Source organism: Flagellimonas flava (assembly GCF_050617915.1).
GTDB classification, from domain to species: domain Bacteria; phylum Bacteroidota; class Bacteroidia; order Flavobacteriales; family Flavobacteriaceae; genus Flagellimonas; species Flagellimonas flava_A.
In genome coordinates, this window is the sequence record NZ_JBODQE010000006.1 from 231753 (window position 1) to 250619 (window position 18867).

The 18867-nt window shown below is 42.3% G+C and carries 13 protein-coding genes and 2 tRNA genes; 6 read left to right on the top strand and 9 right to left on the bottom strand.

Annotated elements, in window-relative coordinates; all coding sequences use genetic code 11:
• The first annotated feature begins 152 nt into the window (after positions 1 to 152).
• From ACRHOZ_RS16375 to ACRHOZ_RS16395, 5 genes are all read left to right on the top strand, one after another.
• A tRNA-Gly gene (locus ACRHOZ_RS16375) sits at positions 153 to 225 on the top strand.
• Positions 226 to 360: 135 nt separating this feature from the next.
• On the top strand, positions 361 to 627 hold the full coding sequence (locus ACRHOZ_RS16380; protein ID WP_431127750.1) for a GIY-YIG nuclease family protein: 267 nt from the start codon (positions 361 to 363) through the stop codon (positions 625 to 627).
• Between the two features lie 27 nt (positions 628 to 654).
• A tRNA-Leu gene (locus ACRHOZ_RS16385) sits at positions 655 to 739 on the top strand.
• Between the two features lie 350 nt (positions 740 to 1089).
• On the top strand, positions 1090 to 1881 hold the full coding sequence (locus ACRHOZ_RS16390; RefSeq protein ID WP_431127753.1) for a helix-turn-helix domain-containing protein: 792 nt from the start codon (positions 1090 to 1092) through the stop codon (positions 1879 to 1881).
• A gap of 100 nt (positions 1882 to 1981) precedes the next feature.
• Entirely contained in the window at positions 1982 to 2335 is a 354-nt protein-coding gene (locus ACRHOZ_RS16395; RefSeq protein WP_431127756.1) for a dimethylsulfonioproprionate lyase family protein, read from the top strand.
• 157 nt (positions 2336 to 2492) lie between these two features.
• On the opposite strand, the gene ACRHOZ_RS16400 is transcribed toward ACRHOZ_RS16395, so the two are convergent.
• The 5 genes from ACRHOZ_RS16400 to ACRHOZ_RS16420 all read right to left on the bottom strand — a co-directional run bounded on the left by ACRHOZ_RS16400 (position 2493) and on the right by ACRHOZ_RS16420 (position 10585).
• Positions 2493 to 2831 (bottom strand): SdrD B-like domain-containing protein, encoded by a 339-nt coding sequence (locus ACRHOZ_RS16400; protein ID WP_420398679.1) that lies wholly within the window; start codon positions 2829 to 2831, stop codon positions 2493 to 2495.
• Positions 2832 to 2937: 106 nt separating this feature from the next.
• Entirely contained in the window at positions 2938 to 4935 is a 1998-nt protein-coding gene (locus ACRHOZ_RS16405; protein ID WP_431127760.1) for a SusD/RagB family nutrient-binding outer membrane lipoprotein, read from the bottom strand.
• Positions 4936 to 4946: 11 nt separating this feature from the next.
• On the bottom strand, positions 4947 to 8525 hold the full coding sequence (locus ACRHOZ_RS16410; RefSeq protein WP_431127763.1) for a SusC/RagA family TonB-linked outer membrane protein: 3579 nt from the start codon (positions 8523 to 8525) through the stop codon (positions 4947 to 4949).
• 184 nt (positions 8526 to 8709) lie between these two features.
• Positions 8710 to 9855 (bottom strand): FecR family protein, encoded by a 1146-nt coding sequence (locus ACRHOZ_RS16415; RefSeq protein ID WP_431127766.1) that lies wholly within the window; start codon positions 9853 to 9855, stop codon positions 8710 to 8712.
• Positions 9856 to 9994: 139 nt separating this feature from the next.
• The gene (locus ACRHOZ_RS16420) at positions 9995 to 10585 is read right to left on the bottom strand and encodes an RNA polymerase sigma-70 factor (RefSeq protein WP_431127769.1); all 591 of its coding nucleotides are present in this window, start codon (positions 10583 to 10585) and stop codon (positions 9995 to 9997) included.
• A gap of 426 nt (positions 10586 to 11011) precedes the next feature.
• On the opposite strand from ACRHOZ_RS16420, the gene iolG reads away from it, so the two are divergent.
• A complete protein-coding gene (iolG, locus tag ACRHOZ_RS16425) occupies positions 11012 to 12013 on the top strand; it encodes an inositol 2-dehydrogenase (RefSeq protein ID WP_431127772.1) in 1002 nt (333 codons plus the stop codon).
• Between the two features lie 15 nt (positions 12014 to 12028).
• On the opposite strand, the gene ACRHOZ_RS16430 is transcribed toward iolG, so the two are convergent.
• From ACRHOZ_RS16430 to ACRHOZ_RS16445, 4 genes are read right to left on the bottom strand one after another with little or no spacing between them, the layout of a single operon-like run.
• Positions 12029 to 13420 (bottom strand): c-type cytochrome domain-containing protein, encoded by a 1392-nt coding sequence (locus ACRHOZ_RS16430; protein ID WP_431127775.1) that lies wholly within the window; start codon positions 13418 to 13420, stop codon positions 12029 to 12031.
• A gap of 9 nt (positions 13421 to 13429) precedes the next feature.
• Positions 13430 to 14353, bottom strand: a complete 924-nt coding sequence (locus tag ACRHOZ_RS16435; protein WP_431127778.1) for a hypothetical protein — start codon at positions 14351 to 14353, stop codon at positions 13430 to 13432.
• Positions 14354 to 14364: 11 nt separating this feature from the next.
• Positions 14365 to 15816 (bottom strand): DUF1501 domain-containing protein, encoded by a 1452-nt coding sequence (locus tag ACRHOZ_RS16440; RefSeq protein WP_431127781.1) that lies wholly within the window; start codon positions 15814 to 15816, stop codon positions 14365 to 14367.
• Positions 15816 to 18770: a PSD1 and planctomycete cytochrome C domain-containing protein gene (locus tag ACRHOZ_RS16445; protein ID WP_431127784.1), complete on the bottom strand. Its 2955-nt coding sequence runs from the start codon at positions 18768 to 18770 to the stop codon at positions 15816 to 15818. The genes ACRHOZ_RS16440 and ACRHOZ_RS16445 overlap by 1 nt, the downstream gene beginning before the upstream one ends.
• Positions 18771 to 18867: the final 97 nt, after the last annotated feature.

An 18867-nucleotide genomic window follows, 5' to 3' on the forward strand; every position in this document is an offset into this window, starting at 1 on the left:
AGGCGGGACGAGTCCCATCCAAAGCTTTCAATATCTATTCTCGGAGAAACAGATATTAGCTGGCTCTTTTGCTTAAAAATTCTTTTGGATTTAAAGAAATATATTAAATTTGCATCCGCACCAGCGAAAAGGGGTGCCTAGTTCTTTAAAATGCGAAAATAGCTCAGTTGGTAGAGCATCACCTTGCCAAGGTGGAGGTCGCGGGTTCGAATCCCGTTTTTCGCTCGACTTCAACTCCGCTCATTGCTTACGGGTGGAGTTTTTTTTTGGAGTCCAATGCCATGCCTTGGCATGCAAGCTCGAGTGGTGGAACCTGCCTGCCGGCAGGCAGGTTGGTAGACAAACATTGATAACAAGAATATGTTCTATACCTACGCTCTAAGTAGTTTGCAAAGAGGTTATATTTACGTCGGAATTACTTCCGGTCTTGAAAGAAGATTAAAGGAGCATAATTCGGGCAAAAACAAAACAACTAAGCCATATAGGCCATTTGTTTTAAGCTTTAAAAAAGAATTTAAAACAAGGTTGGAAGCCAGGGCTTATGAGAAGAAATTAAAATCTGGATTTGGAAAGGAGTTTTTAAAGACCTTGATTCAAGACAGAGATATTGAAAATACTGAAGATTAAGTCCAAATGCCGTCCTACGGCATGCAAGCTCGAGTGGTGGAATTGGTAGACACGTTGGACTTAAAATCCAATGGCCATTGTGGCCGTGCGGGTTCAAGTCCCGCCTCGAGTACAGCGAGGAAGCCCTTACTTTGTAAGGGCTTTTTTATGGAGCAAAGTGACATAAAAAGGACTTGTGTCCACTGCCGATGAAAATCGGTGCCCGCCTCGTGTACAAAACCCTTACTATGTAAGGTTTTTTTTGTACCATAAAGTGATCTAAAAGGATTTATGGGAAATCACAAAAGTTGGAACCGAGCTATAATAACATCACACATAACCTTGTTTTTTTCTTTTTACCAATATCCAGCAGCAAGACTTTGTAAACCATACACCACACTCCCAATCGAAGTTTTTCATACATTTAAAATGGCCTTTACTACCTAAAATGTCAAGGGTTAAAAGGACAAATTGCCGTTGAGAATGACAGAAATCATACCCTTATACTCGAATCAACTTCCAAAGGGGCATAGAAGAGTAAAAAAATATGTTCTCGTTTACTGTTCCAAGGGAAATGTGGAAATGGAAATTGATGGAATACAATTTGATATTCCCTCTAACAGCGTTATAACCATTACTTCAGGTCAATATCATAAATTCAAGAAAACTTCAGGAGCAAACGGTACCGTCCTGGAATTTACCTATGACTTTTTCTGTAAAGATGATAAGGACATTGAGCTCATTTTTCACAACGGACTTTTTTGCCACTTTGATCGCAACGAGATTATTGAAATATCCCAACACCCTTCCATACAAACCCAATTGGATCTTATTTCCAAAGAACTCAAGGAAAAACCCTATCAATTCACAAGCTCAATCCATTCAAGAATTGAACTCATTCTGATTGAACTCAACAGGGCCAAGGTTGGAAAAGGAAAGGAAATTTGGAAACCTGAAGCGCTTTTTCTTAAGTTCCTTGAATTGATTAGGGAAGATTTCCAACATAAGAGACCAGTGAAATACTATGCCCAGGTTTTGGGCACCACCGAAATTCGACTCAACGAACTTTCCAAGCTCCATGCTGGAAAGACAGCTCAGCAGATCATACACGGATTGATTATTTCAGAAGCTAAAAGACTGTTTTATTATGAAAATCTACACGTTAATGAAACAGCCTATGCCCTGGGGTTCAATGATCCTTTCTACTTTTCCAATTTTTTTAAGAAGCATACGAATTTGTCGCCCCAATCTTTTAAAAAAGGGGTAAAGGACTAAAAATTACATGCTTTTTGCAAAATCCTCTATTTCTTGGATGGATTGTGCCACTCATCTTTGTACTCAAAGTTTTTGTTCAGCATTAAAATCACTAAACAATATGAGCACAAATATTGAAGATTACATCGTCCGTACCGATTCAATGGCATGGAAACCTTTAAATGAGAATGGGGTGGATACCAAAGGTATTTACGTGAAACCATTGCGTTTGGAAAAAATTGGCAGGCCTTCCAGTTTTATACTCAAATTTGAACCAGAAACAAGTTACCCTTATCACAATCATCCGGCAGGGGAAGAACTGTTGGTTTTGGAAGGAACATGCATTATAGAAGGGGCTGTCCTTAAAAAGGGGGATTACCTTTATACCCCTCCTGGATTTAAACACAGTGTTAAAACCTCAACAGGTTGTGTACTATTTTTTATGGTTCCAGAAGAGGTTGAGATTTTGGATTAGATGTGGGAAACCAAAGGGAACTGACAAGGACCCAAGCCCAAGTCATAAAAAGAAAGCCGGCCATAAATGGCCGGCAATCCAACTAACATAACTCAAACAATATGCGTTGCGAACTCTGTTTCAATAACTGTTAGTTTTTTAAAACAAAGTAAGCCCGCTATTTCTGGTTCAAGGTGAGTACAACTTCCTTTGCAACTTCTCCACCTACATACACAATTTGGGGAGTATTACCAGTATCCCACACAACATCACCAACAGTAATGGTAGCACCCACATAATAATTGGCCGCATCCAAGCCCGTAAAGTTGAAGTTACCTTCTGCATCCGTTGTTGTTTGTTGGAGCAAGGCAGTATTCTCGGAATACAACTTTACGGTGATACCCGATAGTATGTTGCCATTATCTCCACTTGCATTTCCGAATATAGACCCTTCATCATCTTTGGTACAAGAAACTACCAAAAGCAATGTAAGGATGACATAAAAAACTCTCTTCATTTGTTTATTTTATTTATTGACCGTGACTAGAAGCAAAATTTTATTTACAACAGGAACTGTTTCAATCATTTTGGCTTCTTGATATCTATTCGATCATGTTTAGATTTTATTCAAGTACATTTTTCCATTTGGTATTCCGCCCGGTAAACCAAACTGGGATATCGGGATCGTCCGTTTGGCTAATGATAGCCCAAGCCGCTGGATCTGTCGCCTGAATATTAGGATTGTACAGAAAGCGCTCCTTCCATCGAAATGTTTCATAAGGTGATCCAGGGTTATCTCCTAGATAGCTTATCAATCGTCTGGCAGATGTCCATGGCACCTCAAAATTGAATAGGCCATAGTGCAACTGTAATTGATTGAAGATGGCTTGAACCTTCTCTTGATCTGTCATCGTATCGAATTGCTGGGCGGCGTATTCAGCAAAAACAGCAGCATCATATTCTTTTGAAGGTCTATCCCTTTCAATTCTGGAAGGATCCATATTGCTTGGGAATGCAGGCACCGTTTGCTGGCTATAGGTGTTGTCATTATTAATGTCGTACCAATAATCACAAGACAATTTAATGGCATTAGCATAATGTTCACGAGCGGATCCAGCATTTCCAAAGCCCCGCACTGCAGCCTCGGCCAATGAAAGCTCAGTTTCCACAGCATGCAACGTGGGGTATCTAATGTCAAAATTATACAAAGGGCGCACGTTGAATTCTGCAATCATGTTATTATCGGTACCAATTTGGAAATTAGTATCACTGGAACTTGTAAGGTACCCACGGAAAGCATCAAGTAAGAAGGCCTCGCGACCCATCAAGGTACCCTCCAATTCTGCACTTAGCGCAATAGTTTGCTCGTCCCCATCTTCAGAACCAAAAGAAATTTCAGTAACATTTACATCCGTCATAATGGGATCGTTGATGTAATAGGTTCGAATTATTTTGTTCAAATAACTATTGGGGTCGCTACCATTATCCCAGCTGGTTTCGGCACCAATATACCGGCCTAAGATATCCGAAGAGAAGACGTATTTGATTCTGGGATCCACCGTACCGTTCTCAAGTCCTTCAGCAGCATTATCACCACTAAAATAGTACAAGGTTTCTCCTTCCACTACCACACTTTCTTCGGTTGGGATACAAAACATGGTATCTTCCAAATAACGTTTTGGAGCGCGACATTCATCTGCTCTTTCCCGAAAAGCCCGGGTAATTCCCAATTCACGCTGCAAGCGGGAGGGATCAACAATAGCAATATCCGCTAATCCAGCCACATCATTGGCCTCATCAAAAAGTGGTTTTCCAGCCAATTCATTGATAGTTGCCGTGGTAAGGTCTGGAAGTCTTTCGCTAACCGTCATGGCCCATCTTAATCTTAGGGAATTGATGTACTTCCGCCATTGCATAATGCTACCATTAAAAATAACATCCTGATTTTGGAAAACACTTAGCTCGCTAGCATCCAATTCCAAAGTGGATAAATATTCCTCAATTTCACCCAGTTCGGCAATTATAATAGGGTACACTTCCTCTTGACCCAACCATTCAGCTCTTTCCCCATCCAAGGCTCCGGCAGACCCGGTCTGAAAATATGGAACATTGTCATAGCCATCAATTCCGCGTTGGTAGGCATATCCCTTTAAGGCATGTAGTAATCGCATAAAAAGTACATCCAACTTGGTACGATCCGCTTCGGCAATGTTATTGAACTCCTTTTGAGCCCAAAGGATACCCTTAACCCAATTACTGTTCAATTGATTAAAAACTGATCGGTTAAACCCATTCGATCCCCAATCGTTTTCAACATCACGTAAGGTGTATGAAACACCAAATGCTTCAGGTGCCATATAATACAATTGCACCCCGGTGCCCATTACACGGGATCCGCTTCGCATCTGATGGTATTGTGCACCATAATCACCCCTTAAATAAAATCCTTGGGTCAACTGGGAGGTAAAGTATCCAGCAATTATACTTACGCCGGCCGCATCTGCTTGGCTTTTGGAAAAACCGTCTGGATCTTGGTACAGCTCCTCTAGCTGATCTTGACAACTATAAGATGTGGCCAAAACCAGAACACATAAAGTCAATTTAGTTAATACATTTTTCATAATTAGCAATTTTATAGTTTAACTCTTAAGGACAATCCTAGCGATCTCTGCAAGGGTAATGCTGTGGTAGAAAAAGCACCAGCCGACCAACCTGTACCATTGCTAGCTTCGGGAATGGAGTTGGGTGCAGCTTTGTACAGATAAGCAACATTATTGGCAAAAACAGAGATTACTGCTTCCGATAACCCCATTTTCTGGGCAATAACGGGAAGCCTGTAATCCAACGACACGTTACGTAAGGCTATATAATCACTTTTAAAAATTCGATCTTCTGGGAAGAAGCCGTTGGAAAAGTAAGATGATCCATAATATTCCTCTGCGGATACAACTTGGGTATTTGGTGTCCCATCGCTACGTACACCATCCAATATAACCCCGTCATTAAAGGTTGCTCCTGTTCCTGGGTTTGTTCCCGCTACTCTGGTACCTTCATCGTTTATATAATAGGCTTGACCCCCTGTAGCAGCATCCCTAAAGGGTAAACTTTCCCGCAAGACTCCTGCGGCCAACATGTATGTCTCAGCTTCACTTACGAAGGTCGCACCAAAAGAATAGTCGATATTGGCCACTAAAGTGAAGTTCTTATAGCTAAATCTGTTGAACGCACCCCCGGTAACATCGGGAAGCAATTTTCCAACCTTTCTGTTACTGCTCCTGCTATATGCGTAGCGAGCTCCACCATTTTCAACAATGCGTGCGCCATTATTGGGATCGTTGTCATCGGATGGATTTATGTAGTTCCGGAATCCTTGTTGTTGGATGATCGTCCCGTATTCCCCGCCAACTTCAGCAACATAGTTAAGGCCGTTTCTCTCGAACAACAATTGGGAAGTAAGGTCATCCGTTAGACCATTTACCTTAGTCTGGGCCGAAGCAAAGGTCATATCCAATCCCCATTGGAAATTCTTGTTGAAGATCGGCTTGGTCCTAAGTCCCAATTCCCATCCTGTGTTCTGAACATCAGCTGCATTTACCCTAACCGTGTTCACCCCAAGTCCGGGTGGAGCGGTAATCGCCATAATTTGATCATAGGTATTTGCTCTGTATATGGAGAAGTCAATGCCTATTCTTTGGTTTTCGAATAAGAAGGCTTCAAGACCTGCTTCAAACTCACGTTTTCTCTCCGGCTTCAGGTTTTGTACAAACTGGGCATCGATTGGAGGTAGGGAATTTGGAGGGCTTAGAATGAATCCATTCCCAGATTGAGATACTCCAAGGTTTACATTACCAAAGTACAACGGCCCTGGTCTTCCAACATCTGCCCAAGATGTCCTTAGTTTTAAAAACTTAACAAAAGAAGGAAGATTCAAGGAGTTGGAAGCAATCCAAGTAGTACTTATACCTGGGTAAAAATAGCTGTTGTTGTTTGGAGGTAGGATAGAGGACCAGTCTTGACGAGCCTGCGCCTCTACAAAAATCTGATCTTTCCAATCTACCTGGACAGATCCTAAAACTCCATAAAGTATATCACGCCCATTATCATTAATATAGTTGGGCTGTTGACCAGAAGGCAAGTTGCTAAAAGAGAAGAAGTTAGGGATTACAAATCCACCAATACGCTCCGCTCCTTTGGTCTGAAAGCGGTTATCTCTATGTATGGCACCAACTAGACCGGAAATGCCCCAGTCATTGAAGGAGGTGTCAAAATTAAGTGTTCCTTGAATATAGGACCTTCTGATCTCACGATTTTCATCCCTAAACACTGAGCCACTATTTGGCCCAATTAAACTGGGGTCTTCCAACTTACCTCTATAAATACTTCTTTCATCAGTATTATCTATACCAGCAAGGATTTGTGCACTAAAGACTTTGCTCAAGGTTATGTCCATTGTTAAAGACTGTATACCATGAATACGTCTAAATTCACTTTCATTCTGGGTCCAATCCCATAGGGATCCTACCACAGTTTGTCTCCCTGTGGAGATAAATTCCCTTTGCTGATCTTCACCTCGGAAAAAGTTAAATCCATTTTCCGTAACCAGGAATCTCCTCAAGAGATCTACGTCAACATCACGTGTATACCCCCCCAAATTAGAGGTGGACCCTTGTGCGTCAGCAGACCCCTCAAAAGAGGCGTTTAAGTTATCGGTCACAAAATAGTTACCTACATATTTAAGGGAAATGGCATCATTAAGCTTATAAGAAGCATTTACGCTAAAGGTGTTTCGGTCGTAATCTCCACCTCTCGTAATAGGCTTGTAATCCATGTTGGTGTATGCAAAACGAACAGAACCCTTTTCTCCACCTGAACTTACGGCAACATTAAGAAGTCTTTGACTACCTGTTCTAAAAAGCTGTTCAAAAACATCTTTTCTTGTGGGTTGCCAAGGACGAAGAGAACCGTCCCACCAGCGAAGTTGTACACTGGGATCATATCTGGGGCCAAAGCCAGGGCCATTAACATCAAGTGCCCTTTCGCCCGCTTCATTGATATAAAAGCCTTGGTCGTCGTTTGCATCTATACTTGCGCTACGACCCGTTCCGTACTGATCTTGAAGGACAGGTGTAAATGCACTTTGTTCGATGGTCGTGGTCATGGAAGCGCTAATACCAAGTCCCCTGCTTCTGGATCCGGATTTAGTGGTAATCAATATTACCCCATTGGCTCCTTCACTACCATAAAGTACAGAGGCCTTTGCCCCTTTAAGGATTTCCATGGACTCAATGTCCTCCGCATTAATATCATTTATTCCCGTTCCATTGTCCCTTCCTGTTCTTGCATTTCGAGTAATCCCGGTATCTTGATCATAAATTGGGATCCCATCTACAACTATCAAAGGCCGTGTGGTAGAATTCTGGTCAAAGGATACGGCATTACGGATATTGATTTTAAAACCTCCCGTAGGTCCGCTAGCCGTACTGGCTACTTGCACCCCGGAAGCGGTTCCATAAAGTGATTGCAAAGCATTTACAGGAGATCCACTGGCAAGAACCCGCTCGGAATCCACCTTGGAAACCGCATAACCCAGTGCTTTAGCGTCTTTTCTAATACCCAACGCGGTGACCACTACTTCGTCCAACTGACTTGCGTCTTCTTTCATGGTCACATTGATTGTGGTCTGATTCTCAACAGGAACTTCTACGGTGACAAAACCTATATAGGAAAACACCAAAGTGGCAGAATCACTGGACACATTAAGGGTGTAATTCCCATCAAAATCGCTAGATGTTCCATTGCCTGTTCCTTTTTCAATAACATTAACACCCGGAAGCGGTTGCCCGTCTGCATCTACTGTGGTTCCGGATATGGATCTCTGGACAACTGGATTGTTGCCGTCAGTTTGCATCTGTGAGTTCCTTTTTAGCACGATCTGTTTGCCCAATATCGAATAAACGACATTGCCGTCAGTGAAAATTCTATCCAAGATTGTTTTAATCCTTTCATTTTTCACTTTGATGGAAACAATTCTTCCCAGATTGACTTCCTGGGTATCGGCCAAGAACTTAAAATCGGTATTTCGTTCAATCTCATCCAACACCTTCTCCACCCTCACCTGCGTTAGATCCAACGAAATTTTTGTGGTTTGAGAGTATGTACTGGCCTGAATTTGGAAAAACGAAACAATTACCAAAATTGTTGTCAGTTTCATTTTGAGGTCAAATTTCGGGATGCCCCATAAAGGCACACCCGAATTAGTTGTTTTTTTCATACTTTTAATAGCGTTATTGTGGTTTAACATTAGGTTGAATCACGTTTGACCATCGGAGGATGTTGGCCCATCCTCCGATTTTGTGATTTTTTGGTTCGTTAGTTTTTGGTCATGCAAGTTTGTTTTAGTTAATAATTATCTGATTGTTAGATATGGTGTAATCAATAGCATAATTCTCTTTAAAAGCTTCCATTACCTCCTCAATGGTCTCAATGTCAAATGAAGCGTTATAGTATTTTTCCTCCAGAGAGCTGTTATTGTTGATAATTGAAACATTGTATCGTCTTTCCAACTTTTTTCGGATATTCTTGAATGGACAGTTTTTAAAGACAATCCTGCCGTTGATCCAGGAGGTATAGATATCCGTATCTACTTCCGTCACGGTCATTTGAGCTGTTCTTTTGTTCAAGGATGCTTTTTGATTTGGCTTAATAACTAGGGAACCCCGAATTTCATCCGTATTCCTGGCCGATAATTTCACCGAGCCCTCTACCAACACTGTGCTGATATCCTCATCTTCAGGATAGGATGACACATTGAACTTGGTTCCCAACACTTCCACCTGTATATTGTTGGCATTGACTAAAAATGGATGGTTTACATCTTTGGTAACATCAAAATAAGCCTCTCCCCATACTTCAACTTCCCTAGGAATGCCCTCAATAAATTGAACAGGATATTTTATCGTACTTCCCGCATTGACTTTTACCGTGGTACCATCTGACAATACCAAATCAAATCTTTTACCCAAAGGAACCGTCAGTTCATTATAAACCAACCCCTTAGGGTTCGGTTTTTGCTCATAGGCAATGGTGTTTCCCTTTTGGTAACCAACCACGTTGCCCTTGGAATCGGTAATTTTCTTTTGATCGTTTTCGGAAATCAGGTCCACATTGCCATTATCCAATTTTAGCACTATGGCGCCGGAATTGTCCGTATTGGACGTAGCGGACAGTCCTGTCTCCTTATAACGCTGGAAAACGTAGAGCACCCCAAAAACGGCAGCCGCAGTGGCCGCATATTTCAGTAACCTTTTGGACCATAAGGGCTTTACCTTTATGTTCCTTTTGGATTTCTGTGCCATCCTCGTGGTCAAACGGGCCAACATTTTGTCCTTTAACTCTTGCCGATTTCCCAGTTCTTCGGGCCAGCTATCAGAATCGTCTTCCTGAAAACTATTAAAATAGTTAAGCAAAAATCTTTCTTCTTCCTTAGTGGTTTTTCCTTCCAGATGTTTTTCCAATAAGGCTAAAAAGCTCTTTTTATCCATACGAATCAATTGGCCTCTGATGGGCCTTTATTGTATAGTGTCAATTAAGGAAGGTATCCCCTATTTAAAAATGAATTTTTTTCATTTTTTTTATCAAAGGGCTAAATCCAAAGCGAAAGCTTAGATACAGAAAAAGAAATTAGAAGAGATGAAAACTGATGAGAACCAGAAAATTACCTACGGTGTTCCTAAGTATTTTAAGAGCCTTGGTCATGTGGTTTTCAACGGTTTTGGTTGAAATATCCAAGCGACTAGAAATTTCCGCATGTGTTAATTGCTCATGTCGGCTCAGCTTGTACACTTCTCGGCACTTCTTTGGCAATTGTTCCACGCTACTGTTCACTTGGGCTACCAACTCTTGATATAAATATTCGGATTCCGGGCAACCATAATGCACCCGAGGCCCAAGGTTTTCAAATACCTCAACCCGAACATTTTTGCTCTTTCTACGTATTTGGGCAAAAACCTGATAGCGTATACAGGAAAAGAAATAACTTTTGAACGTGGTACTAATTCTTATTTTTTTCCGACGGTTCCAAATATCAAGAAACACATCCTGAACAATATCTTCGCAAAGTTTCTTATCCTTCAAGATGTTATAAGCAGCCAAAAATGCAGCATCCCAATACCTATCATAAAAAGCGGTAAGGGCTCTTTCATCGTTGTTTTTTAAACGATTTAAAAGGGCCTCATCAGTGTGGAGGAGGAACGTTTTTGTTTGTTTGGTCATGGCGGAAATGCTACATAAAAAAATATCAGCAATAAAATCCTAAAGCCAAAGTAATAGAAAAAACCAAACACGCGCTTTACCATTTTTTAGCATTTTTATATACTTTTTTTGCATTTAACACATCTTGTTTACCAAAATTTAAAAATTTAACATTACTAAGATTACATAGACCTCGGTGAATTTTTTAAACCCATGTTGAGGGTGTACTGGACCAATCCAGCTTCAATTTTACCCTAAACCATCTAGATCTTATTCCATTTTATGCAAGGGATTTTTCCGATTTCCAAATTTGGTTCGCTTGCTTTATGTTCCCAATTACAAAAATTGGCTCAACCCCTTGATTTCAAAGGGAATTTCCCTGTTTTCACAACAAAATTCTGTTGTTTTTGTAGGCTATGAAACGTATATTTATATAAACAGTATTACATGGTAAATATTGGAATAATCGGGGTGGGTAGAATGGGAAAAATCCACCTCGAAAATCTCTCTAGAAAAATTGAAGGCGTGCATTTGATCGCCGCCGTCAACCCCGGGAAAGAAGGGCAAACATTCGCGCATGACTTAGGAATCCCCAATGTATCCAATGACATTGGCATCATTCTAAACAATCCCGAAATTGATGCTGTGCTTATCAGTTCCCCAAGTGACACCCACTCAACATATGCCGTCAAGGCAGCAGAAGCAGGAAAAGCTGTTTTCTGCGAAAAGCCCATTGACAAATCCTTGGACAAAGCAAGGGAAACCGTTGCGGCAATCTCCGCATTGAATGTGCCCTTGATGATTGGTTTCAACCAAAGGTTTGATACCAACTTTGCAAAAGTACGGGAAGCAATTTCAGATGGAAAAATTGGAGATTTACGTAATCTGCATATCATAAGTAGAGATCCCCAACCACCCCCCATTTCCTATATTAAACAATCCGGGGGCTTGTTCAAGGATATGACCATCCACGATTTTGATATGGCCCGGTTTATCATGGGATGCGAAGTAGTTGAAGTTTATGCTTCTGGCAACTGCCTGGTAGATCCCGCCATTGGCGAGGCAGGCGATATTGATTCTGCCACGGTGCTGCTTAAGTTTGAAAATGGAGCGATGGCTACCATAGAAAACAGTCGGGAAACCAAATACGGGTACGACCAACGTTTAGAGGTTTTTGGATCCAAAGGGGTCATAAAAGTGGACAATCCGCTAAAAAGCAATGTAAGCGTTGCCACCGAAACCGGTACTACCTTTGATCGTCATTTGAACTTTTTTATGGATCGTTATGAAAGCTCTTACCTTGAAGAGATTCGGGTTTTTGTGGATGCCCTTATCAATAATCGACCTATGCCCGTAACTGGGGAAGATGGCCTTAAAGCTATGGAAATTGCCGAGGCAGCGAACCAATCCTTAAAAGAAAATAGACCTGTGCGTTTGGGTAAGGTATAATTAGACTGTGGCAAGTCAATCAAATTCTATCCTTAGATTTTTATGCTGCTGTAATTGAGTTACCACGGTACTATCGACCATGGTTTCCGAAATGTACAGTCGTCTCAGGTTAGTGAGTTTTGGGATTACTTCCAACAAGCCATCAGAAATACCCGTTTTATACAGATTTAGCGATTCCAAATTTGTCAAATTGGAGAGATGGGTCAGGCCCTCATCAGAAATGTCATTTTTGCTCAGATTCAGTTTGATCAGATTTTCCAATTGACCAATTTTTGGCAAGTGCCCATCCTCAATCCCGGAGTTGCTCAAATTCAGCCAAATGATTTGATCTTTGAGCAGCAGTAGGGTTTCTGAGGCTTCATTGGTGAATTCTTGTTCGCTCAAGCTAAAATTGGCCTCCAAAAAATGATTGTCTATCATCAATGGATTCAAGATAAAACCAAGGTTGGTCAACGAATCCACAACATTCATATTGGGTGCTTCAACTTGTTGATTTAGTAGTTTGTTCTGATCCAATCCCAAATACTTTTCAACCAAATCCTGCATTTCCTGATCTTGGTTCAATGCTGTAAAATAACCTTCTGCTGGTGCTTGGGCGCTGATCCACCATCCTATCAGGGCCACCTCTTCTTCAGATAGTGGCGGTTTGCCCTCCGAGGGCATGAAATCGTCATGGGATTCTGGCAGGGTTATTCGTCTGTACAGATCGCTGGAATTGAGATCTCCAGGAATCAGGATTTCACCATTTTCCCCACCTGCCATGAGATGAGCAAAAGTGGTCAAATCCAAATCGCCTTTCTTTTTATCCTTGTTATGACAGCTTACACAACGGCTGTCCATTATTGGTGATATCAGGTCCAGGTAAACATCTGCGGAATCCAGGACGGTCACTTTTTTTCGCGGAACCGCTTTGTCAGGCATTCCCGCAATATTCCGGACAACGTTGGGGGCATATTCCAACAAGTACGTGGAACCGTGGGTTAAATTTCCTCCCAAATGGCCTGTATAAAACACCGCAATCACGACTAGTCCGATGAGCAAGGATTTACCAAAAAATGGAAGCTTCACTTGCTTTTTGGATGTGTAATAGCACCCAAGGGAAAACACAAAAACCGCAACGCCCACCCACTTATGCCAGAATAAGGTATTTTCATTGTAATCCCCAGATAAGGAAAGAAAGTATCCCAAGACAACCGCCACCAAAGCACTTAGACTTCCCAAGGCCCATAGATAATGGGTGAACTTTCCCAAAGGCTGGAATTTTGGTTTTTTTGCAACTACTTCCACCAAAGCAGCCAACAACAAAAATCCAATAGGTAAATGAACAACCAAGGGGTGTATCCTACCAAAAAAAATGAGAATGTCAGCGGGTGCTTCCCCAGCGCTGTTTAGTAAAATCGTTAGCAATCCTGTTTCTTATTTGAGTGGTGTTCCCTTTACGGGTTTACCATTTGTGGTTAATATTTGAAAATGATGGGCACGATGGGCTTCGTAAGTCCATACGATGTTCTTGTCCGGATCCACTTCAAACATCTTAATTCCTTTTTGGGCTCCATAACTTGCAATTACCGTGTTTCCATTGGGCAATCTTTGCGCACCGCAGGGGTCTACCAAAGGCTTTTCTGAAAACAGGGAATTATCAATTTCCCAGACAATATTTCCATTCGCGTCCAACTCAACCACCCTGTTTCCATGGGTCAAAGTGACCAAGGTATTGCCATTCTTCATCCGAATTGCTGTGAACGGCCAGGTCTCTGCCGAGCGGCCCCCAAATTGTTCGTAATCCGTACTGAATGTGTTCACCACTGTTCCGTCAGGTTGATACTCTTTTACTGCAAAGGCAAGCAAGTGTGGCACCAAATAATTTCCATTTTTGAGCTTTCTGGCCATTCTAGTTTGCATGTGTACATTATCCGTTTCCGGTTGCAACGGAACACTTTTTACCACTACTCCCTTCTTGTCGATTTCCACAATTCTAGGTTGTGTCCCTGATTCCGTTATCAAAGTATGTCCATTGGAAAGGCGCACAGCAGTTCCCAATTCCATAAGGTCTTCGGCCCGTTTATAGCTTAGGATCACTTCCTTTTTTTTATTAAATTCCTTTACCTCATCTGCCCAACAAACCAGGATATTTCCATTTTTTAGCACATAACCATCTCTCGCACCAGCTTTTTGGGAATCCCAAACAACCTCACCTGCTTCATCAATGATTCCTGTAAACTGAGGGCCTGCAATAAAAAAAGAATGGCTGATTCCTGAAGCGGATTTTTGCCCGATGACCATTACAGGTATCAAGCAAAATAGGGTTATAACAGTCTTTAGAATTGAATTTGTTTTCATCTGGCGTTTGTTTAGGCTAAAATATCTTTGATTACATGTCCATGCACGTCGGTCAACCGCATATCACGGCCACCAAAACGGAAGGTGAGGCGCTCATGGTCTATTCCCATCAAATGCATTATGGTGGCGTGCATGTCATGTATGGTAACTTCGTTTTCAATTACGCGGTAACCGTATTCATCTGTTTTCCCGAAAATGGTACCACCTTTTATACCGGCCCCCGCCATCCACATGCTAAATGCCGATGGATTGTGATCCCGTCCATTCAAGCCTTGGGCAAATGGGGTTCTACCAAATTCACCTGTCCAAACCACCAAGGTTTCCTCAAGCATACCCCTGGATTTCAAGTCTTTTAGCAATCCCGCAATAGGCTGATCTACCGCATGTGCATTTTTCTCATGCCCGTCTTTTAAATCCCCATGCTGATCCCAACGATCCGCACTGACCTTGGGACAGGTAAGTTCTATAAAGCGTACGCCTCTTTCCACCAATCTTCTAGCCAATAAACATTGAGCCGCATATCCGCGGGTATGGGGATCGTCCGAATCAAATCCGTAAAGCTTTTTGGTTGCTTCCGTTTCCTCTTTGAATTCGGTTAATTCTGGAATCGAGGACTGCATCTTATAGGCCAATTCATAGTTAGAAATAGCCGATTCTATGGCATCGGCTTCCCCTATGGCATTAAGTTGATTTTCATCCAGCTCTTTGATGAAATCCAATTTTTGTTCTTGAAGATTGGGAATTTGTTCTTTGGGTATGATATTGGCCACAGGTTGCGGCCCAGCCCTAAGAATAGAGGCTTGGTATGAAGCAGGTAAGAATCCATTCTTAAAGTTGTCAAGTCCTCCTGGGGGAATCAATCCTCCGTCCAAAACCACGTAGCCTGGAATATTCTTGTTTTCACTCCCCAAACCATAGGTCATCCAAGAGCCCATGCTAGGCCTCCCTTGCAGCCCACTTCCTGTATGCAGGAAATAATTGGCATTGGTATGCTCCGGAAATTGCGAGGTCATGGATCTGATCAAGGCAATATCGTCCACACAGGTGGCTATATGCGGAAACAGCTCACTGACCGGCATTCCACACTCCCCATATTGTTTAAACTCCCATGGACTCTTTAGAATCTTACCTACATTGTCAAACTGCGTGGCATCCACTTTGAATTTTTTTCGGGGATCTTGACCATTTTCTTTGGCAAGTCGGGGTTTGGGATCAAAGGAATCTACCTGGGAAACCCCACCGTCCATATATAGAAAAATAACATTCTTGGCTTTGGGCAGATAATGCGGCCCCAGCAGGATATCGGAACCTGAACCTAGGGCACCATACTTGGACCGATTGCAGGAAATGGTGGAAACCCCGAACAGGCTCATAAAAGCCAAAGAGCCAAATCCGCCCTTGCATATGGACAACATTTCACGGCGTGAAAGTGGCTTTTGCATAAAATTGTGGTACTTGCTCATCAGATCAGGTATATAAATTCTTTTAGGTTAAAAATGCTATGACAATACTCCTTCCAAACTTCTAAATCCAAATCGGTTTTATCCAATTCCGAATTTTTCATTGCTGCTATTTTATCCATGAATTGGGATGCATTGTCCACTTCCTTTTCAGTTGGTTTTCTAGAGAAGGTGCGCATATAAATCCATGCCACTTTCTGATCAAAGGACAAGTCTGTTTGAGCCAGTACGTTTTGGGCCAAAATTTCCGATTGCTGAATCACAAAGGGATCATTCATCAGAATAAGGGACTGCGCAGGAACATTGGTCACATCCCGCTTTCCAAAGGTTGTGAACGGAATGGGCCTATCAAAGGTGGTCATCATAGGTTCCAAAAAGTTCCGTCTTACCTCTTGGTAGATACTTCTTCTGCCAGCGCCATCCAGCGGCCCCGACTCCTCTGGTCTACCCCTACCTCCCATAAATTCCGTGAGGTAGGTTGGGATTGGAGGTCCAAAAAGGGTGGAATCCAAACTTTGGGATACCGCCAAAATACCATCGCGAATGGCCTCTGACTCCAGCCTCCTGATTGGAAAGGAGGCCAAATAGAGATTATTGGGGTCTTTGTCGGACATTTCCTCCTCCGTAATTGCACTTCTTTTAAAAGCCTCGGAAGTAACAATGTACCGAATCATTTTTTTAATGGACCAATCCTCTTTTTGAAAGGTAATGGCAAGATGATCCAACAGTTCGGGATGGGTTGGTAGTTTTCCCTGAAGTCCAAAGTTGTCAACCGTCTCCACAATACCCTTTCCAAACAGATGATGCCATATACGATTTACCATCACCCTGGCCGTAAGTGGGTTATCAGCCTGCAACATGGCTTCTGCCAGTTCCAGTCTCCCACTTCCTTTTGATTGGAATGGTTCATTGCCGTGCGGGAGCGCGGACAAAAATCTGCGCGGAACATTTTCCTCTGAGGGTTCTTGATACCTTCCGCGAATAAATACGGGACTATCGGTGGCAGATCCATCTGAAACTCCATAAATAAACGCGGTGTTCTCGATAGTTTTTGACAAGTTCTTGGTACTGTCCAAAGCGGTAGTCAACTTTGGGAAATGCAGGTTCAATTGACCCTTTTTTAGCATGCTATTGTACCTCTTCACTTGCTTTTCCGAGAATGCGGTAGAAGATTCGTTCTGATTTGATGTGACTTTTGAAGGCCAATCACCATTAAATGAAATGGCATATTGAGCCTCTACAAAGGCCTCTGGGGGGAGCTTATAATTGTGTTGCTGGTACTTGCCTGGGAGAATTTCTATATAAGCTTTATGTCCCTTCCACGGCTCTACATTAAACGTATAGTTTTCCCATTTTGAATTGTCGACTGCATGGGTAAGTCCTCCATAAATAGGCCATTGTATCAATTGAAAATTATCGACTATGATCCGAATAGTACTCTGCGCACCCCTAGCTCTAACCCCGATAAAATCCGTATCCAAAATGAAATCGGGAGATCTTAGGGTTCCCATTTTGCCCGAACCAAAGATCCTACTGGACGCCCTTCCTTCATCCAGGGCCATTAGCTTTCCAGTTGCTGGATGGATGTTGGGATTACCTAGCGTTGTTCTACTTCCGAAGGCCAAACCTGTGGTATTCCAACCATCCAAATTGGGGCCCCGAAAATCCCCTATAGTGACATAATCGGGAGTTTCGAAAGGCATCTTTTCGTTGTCAAAGGCTGTTTCAGAGTACTTTTCAGTTATTTTATCAGCCACCGTTTTTTGTACATAGGCCTCAATACCCATTATTTCTTTTGCCGTAATTTCCTTGGCAAGGGTTTGATCAGCATCCAAAGGGGTAAATCGAGTACTTTCCATAACCCCATAGAGGGCATAGTAATCCGCCGCAGTTATCGGGTCAAACTTATGATCGTGGCATTTTGCACAGGATACCGTTAACCCCTGAAAGGTTTTGGTAGTCACATCAATCATATTGTCAATCCGATTGGCCTCGTCTTGTTTGATGTCCACTGGGCTATGGGTTCCCTCCCCCATGGCGTAGAAAGCGGTAGCAATTTGTGATTCCAAAAGTCCACTTTCAGAATCATATCGTTTCTCTTCCAAAATATCACCCGCCAAATGCTCTTTTAAGAACTGATCATAAGGCAGATCGTTGTTGAATGCCCTAATCAGATAGTCACGGTACTTCCAAGCCCCTGTAATGGGATAGTCAAACTCATGGCCCTTGGTCTCGGCATATCTTACCAAATCCATCCAATGCCTTGCCCATCGCTCACCATAAGCCGGAGCGTTCAAATAACGATCCACCATTTTTTCATAGGCCTGTTCTGATGAATCCAAAGCAAATGCTTCAACATCTTCTGGAGCCGGAGGTAACCCGGTCAAAAGATAGGCTACCCTTCTAATCAAGGTATACTCGTTAGCTATTGGAGCTTTTTGCAGCCCTTTCTGTTCTATGGCCTTATCAATAAACTGATCAATTTTCGCATCACCATATTCCTCCGCTACTTTAGGTTGGATAAACGACCAGTGTGGTTTCCATTCCGCTCCCTGCCGTATCCATTTTTCCAGAAGATCCTTTTCACGTTGGGTCAATATGCTATTGGTCTCTGGGGGTGGCATGATTTTGTCTTCATGTTCATGGTTGATGCGAAACATAAGTTCGCTTTTAGCAGGTTTTCCCGGAACAATGGCAAAACCTCCCTCCTTCAATGCGGCTGTGGCGCCTTCATAGGTATCCAATCTTAAATCCGCTTTTCTACTGCTTGGATCTGGACCATGGCATAAGTAGCAATTCTGAACTAGTATGGGACGAATGTGAAAATTGAAATCTACATGCTTTGGCAAGGGTTCGCAGGAAGAGTCGGATGTGTTACAAGACAAAAGCAGAACACCGAAAAAACATAGTCCTCCCAATTTTCCAATCGCCCTTATCGTATGTGTACATCCAAACATCCTAATCAAGTTAAAAAAATCTTTTGATCGCGAAATTTCCTTTGTCATTGTCAATTGCAATTTTACATCTTATGCTCACGTGTGCGCATCTATTCAA

Coding starts and splice junctions, on each gene's coding strand:
- ACRHOZ_RS16380 (WP_431127750.1), top strand. CDS start 361: ATGTTCTATACCTACGCTCTAAGTAGTTTGCAAAGAGGTTATATTTAC.
- ACRHOZ_RS16390 (WP_431127753.1), top strand. CDS start 1,090: ATGACAGAAATCATACCCTTATACTCGAATCAACTTCCAAAGGGGCAT.
- ACRHOZ_RS16395 (WP_431127756.1), top strand. CDS start 1,982: ATGAGCACAAATATTGAAGATTACATCGTCCGTACCGATTCAATGGCA.
- ACRHOZ_RS16400 (WP_420398679.1), bottom strand. CDS start 2,831: ATGAAGAGAGTTTTTTATGTCATCCTTACATTGCTTTTGGTAGTTTCT.
- ACRHOZ_RS16405 (WP_431127760.1), bottom strand. CDS start 4,935: ATGAAAAATGTATTAACTAAATTGACTTTATGTGTTCTGGTTTTGGCC.
- ACRHOZ_RS16410 (WP_431127763.1), bottom strand. CDS start 8,525: ATGAAACTGACAACAATTTTGGTAATTGTTTCGTTTTTCCAAATTCAG.
- ACRHOZ_RS16415 (WP_431127766.1), bottom strand. CDS start 9,855: ATGGATAAAAAGAGCTTTTTAGCCTTATTGGAAAAACATCTGGAAGGA.
- ACRHOZ_RS16420 (WP_431127769.1), bottom strand. CDS start 10,585: ATGACCAAACAAACAAAAACGTTCCTCCTCCACACTGATGAGGCCCTT.
- iolG (WP_431127772.1), top strand. CDS start 11,012: ATGGTAAATATTGGAATAATCGGGGTGGGTAGAATGGGAAAAATCCAC.
- ACRHOZ_RS16435 (WP_431127778.1), bottom strand. CDS start 14,353: ATGAAAACAAATTCAATTCTAAAGACTGTTATAACCCTATTTTGCTTG.
- ACRHOZ_RS16440 (WP_431127781.1), bottom strand. CDS start 15,816: ATGAGCAAGTACCACAATTTTATGCAAAAGCCACTTTCACGCCGTGAA.
- ACRHOZ_RS16445 (WP_431127784.1), bottom strand. CDS start 18,770: ATGTTTGGATGTACACATACGATAAGGGCGATTGGAAAATTGGGAGGA.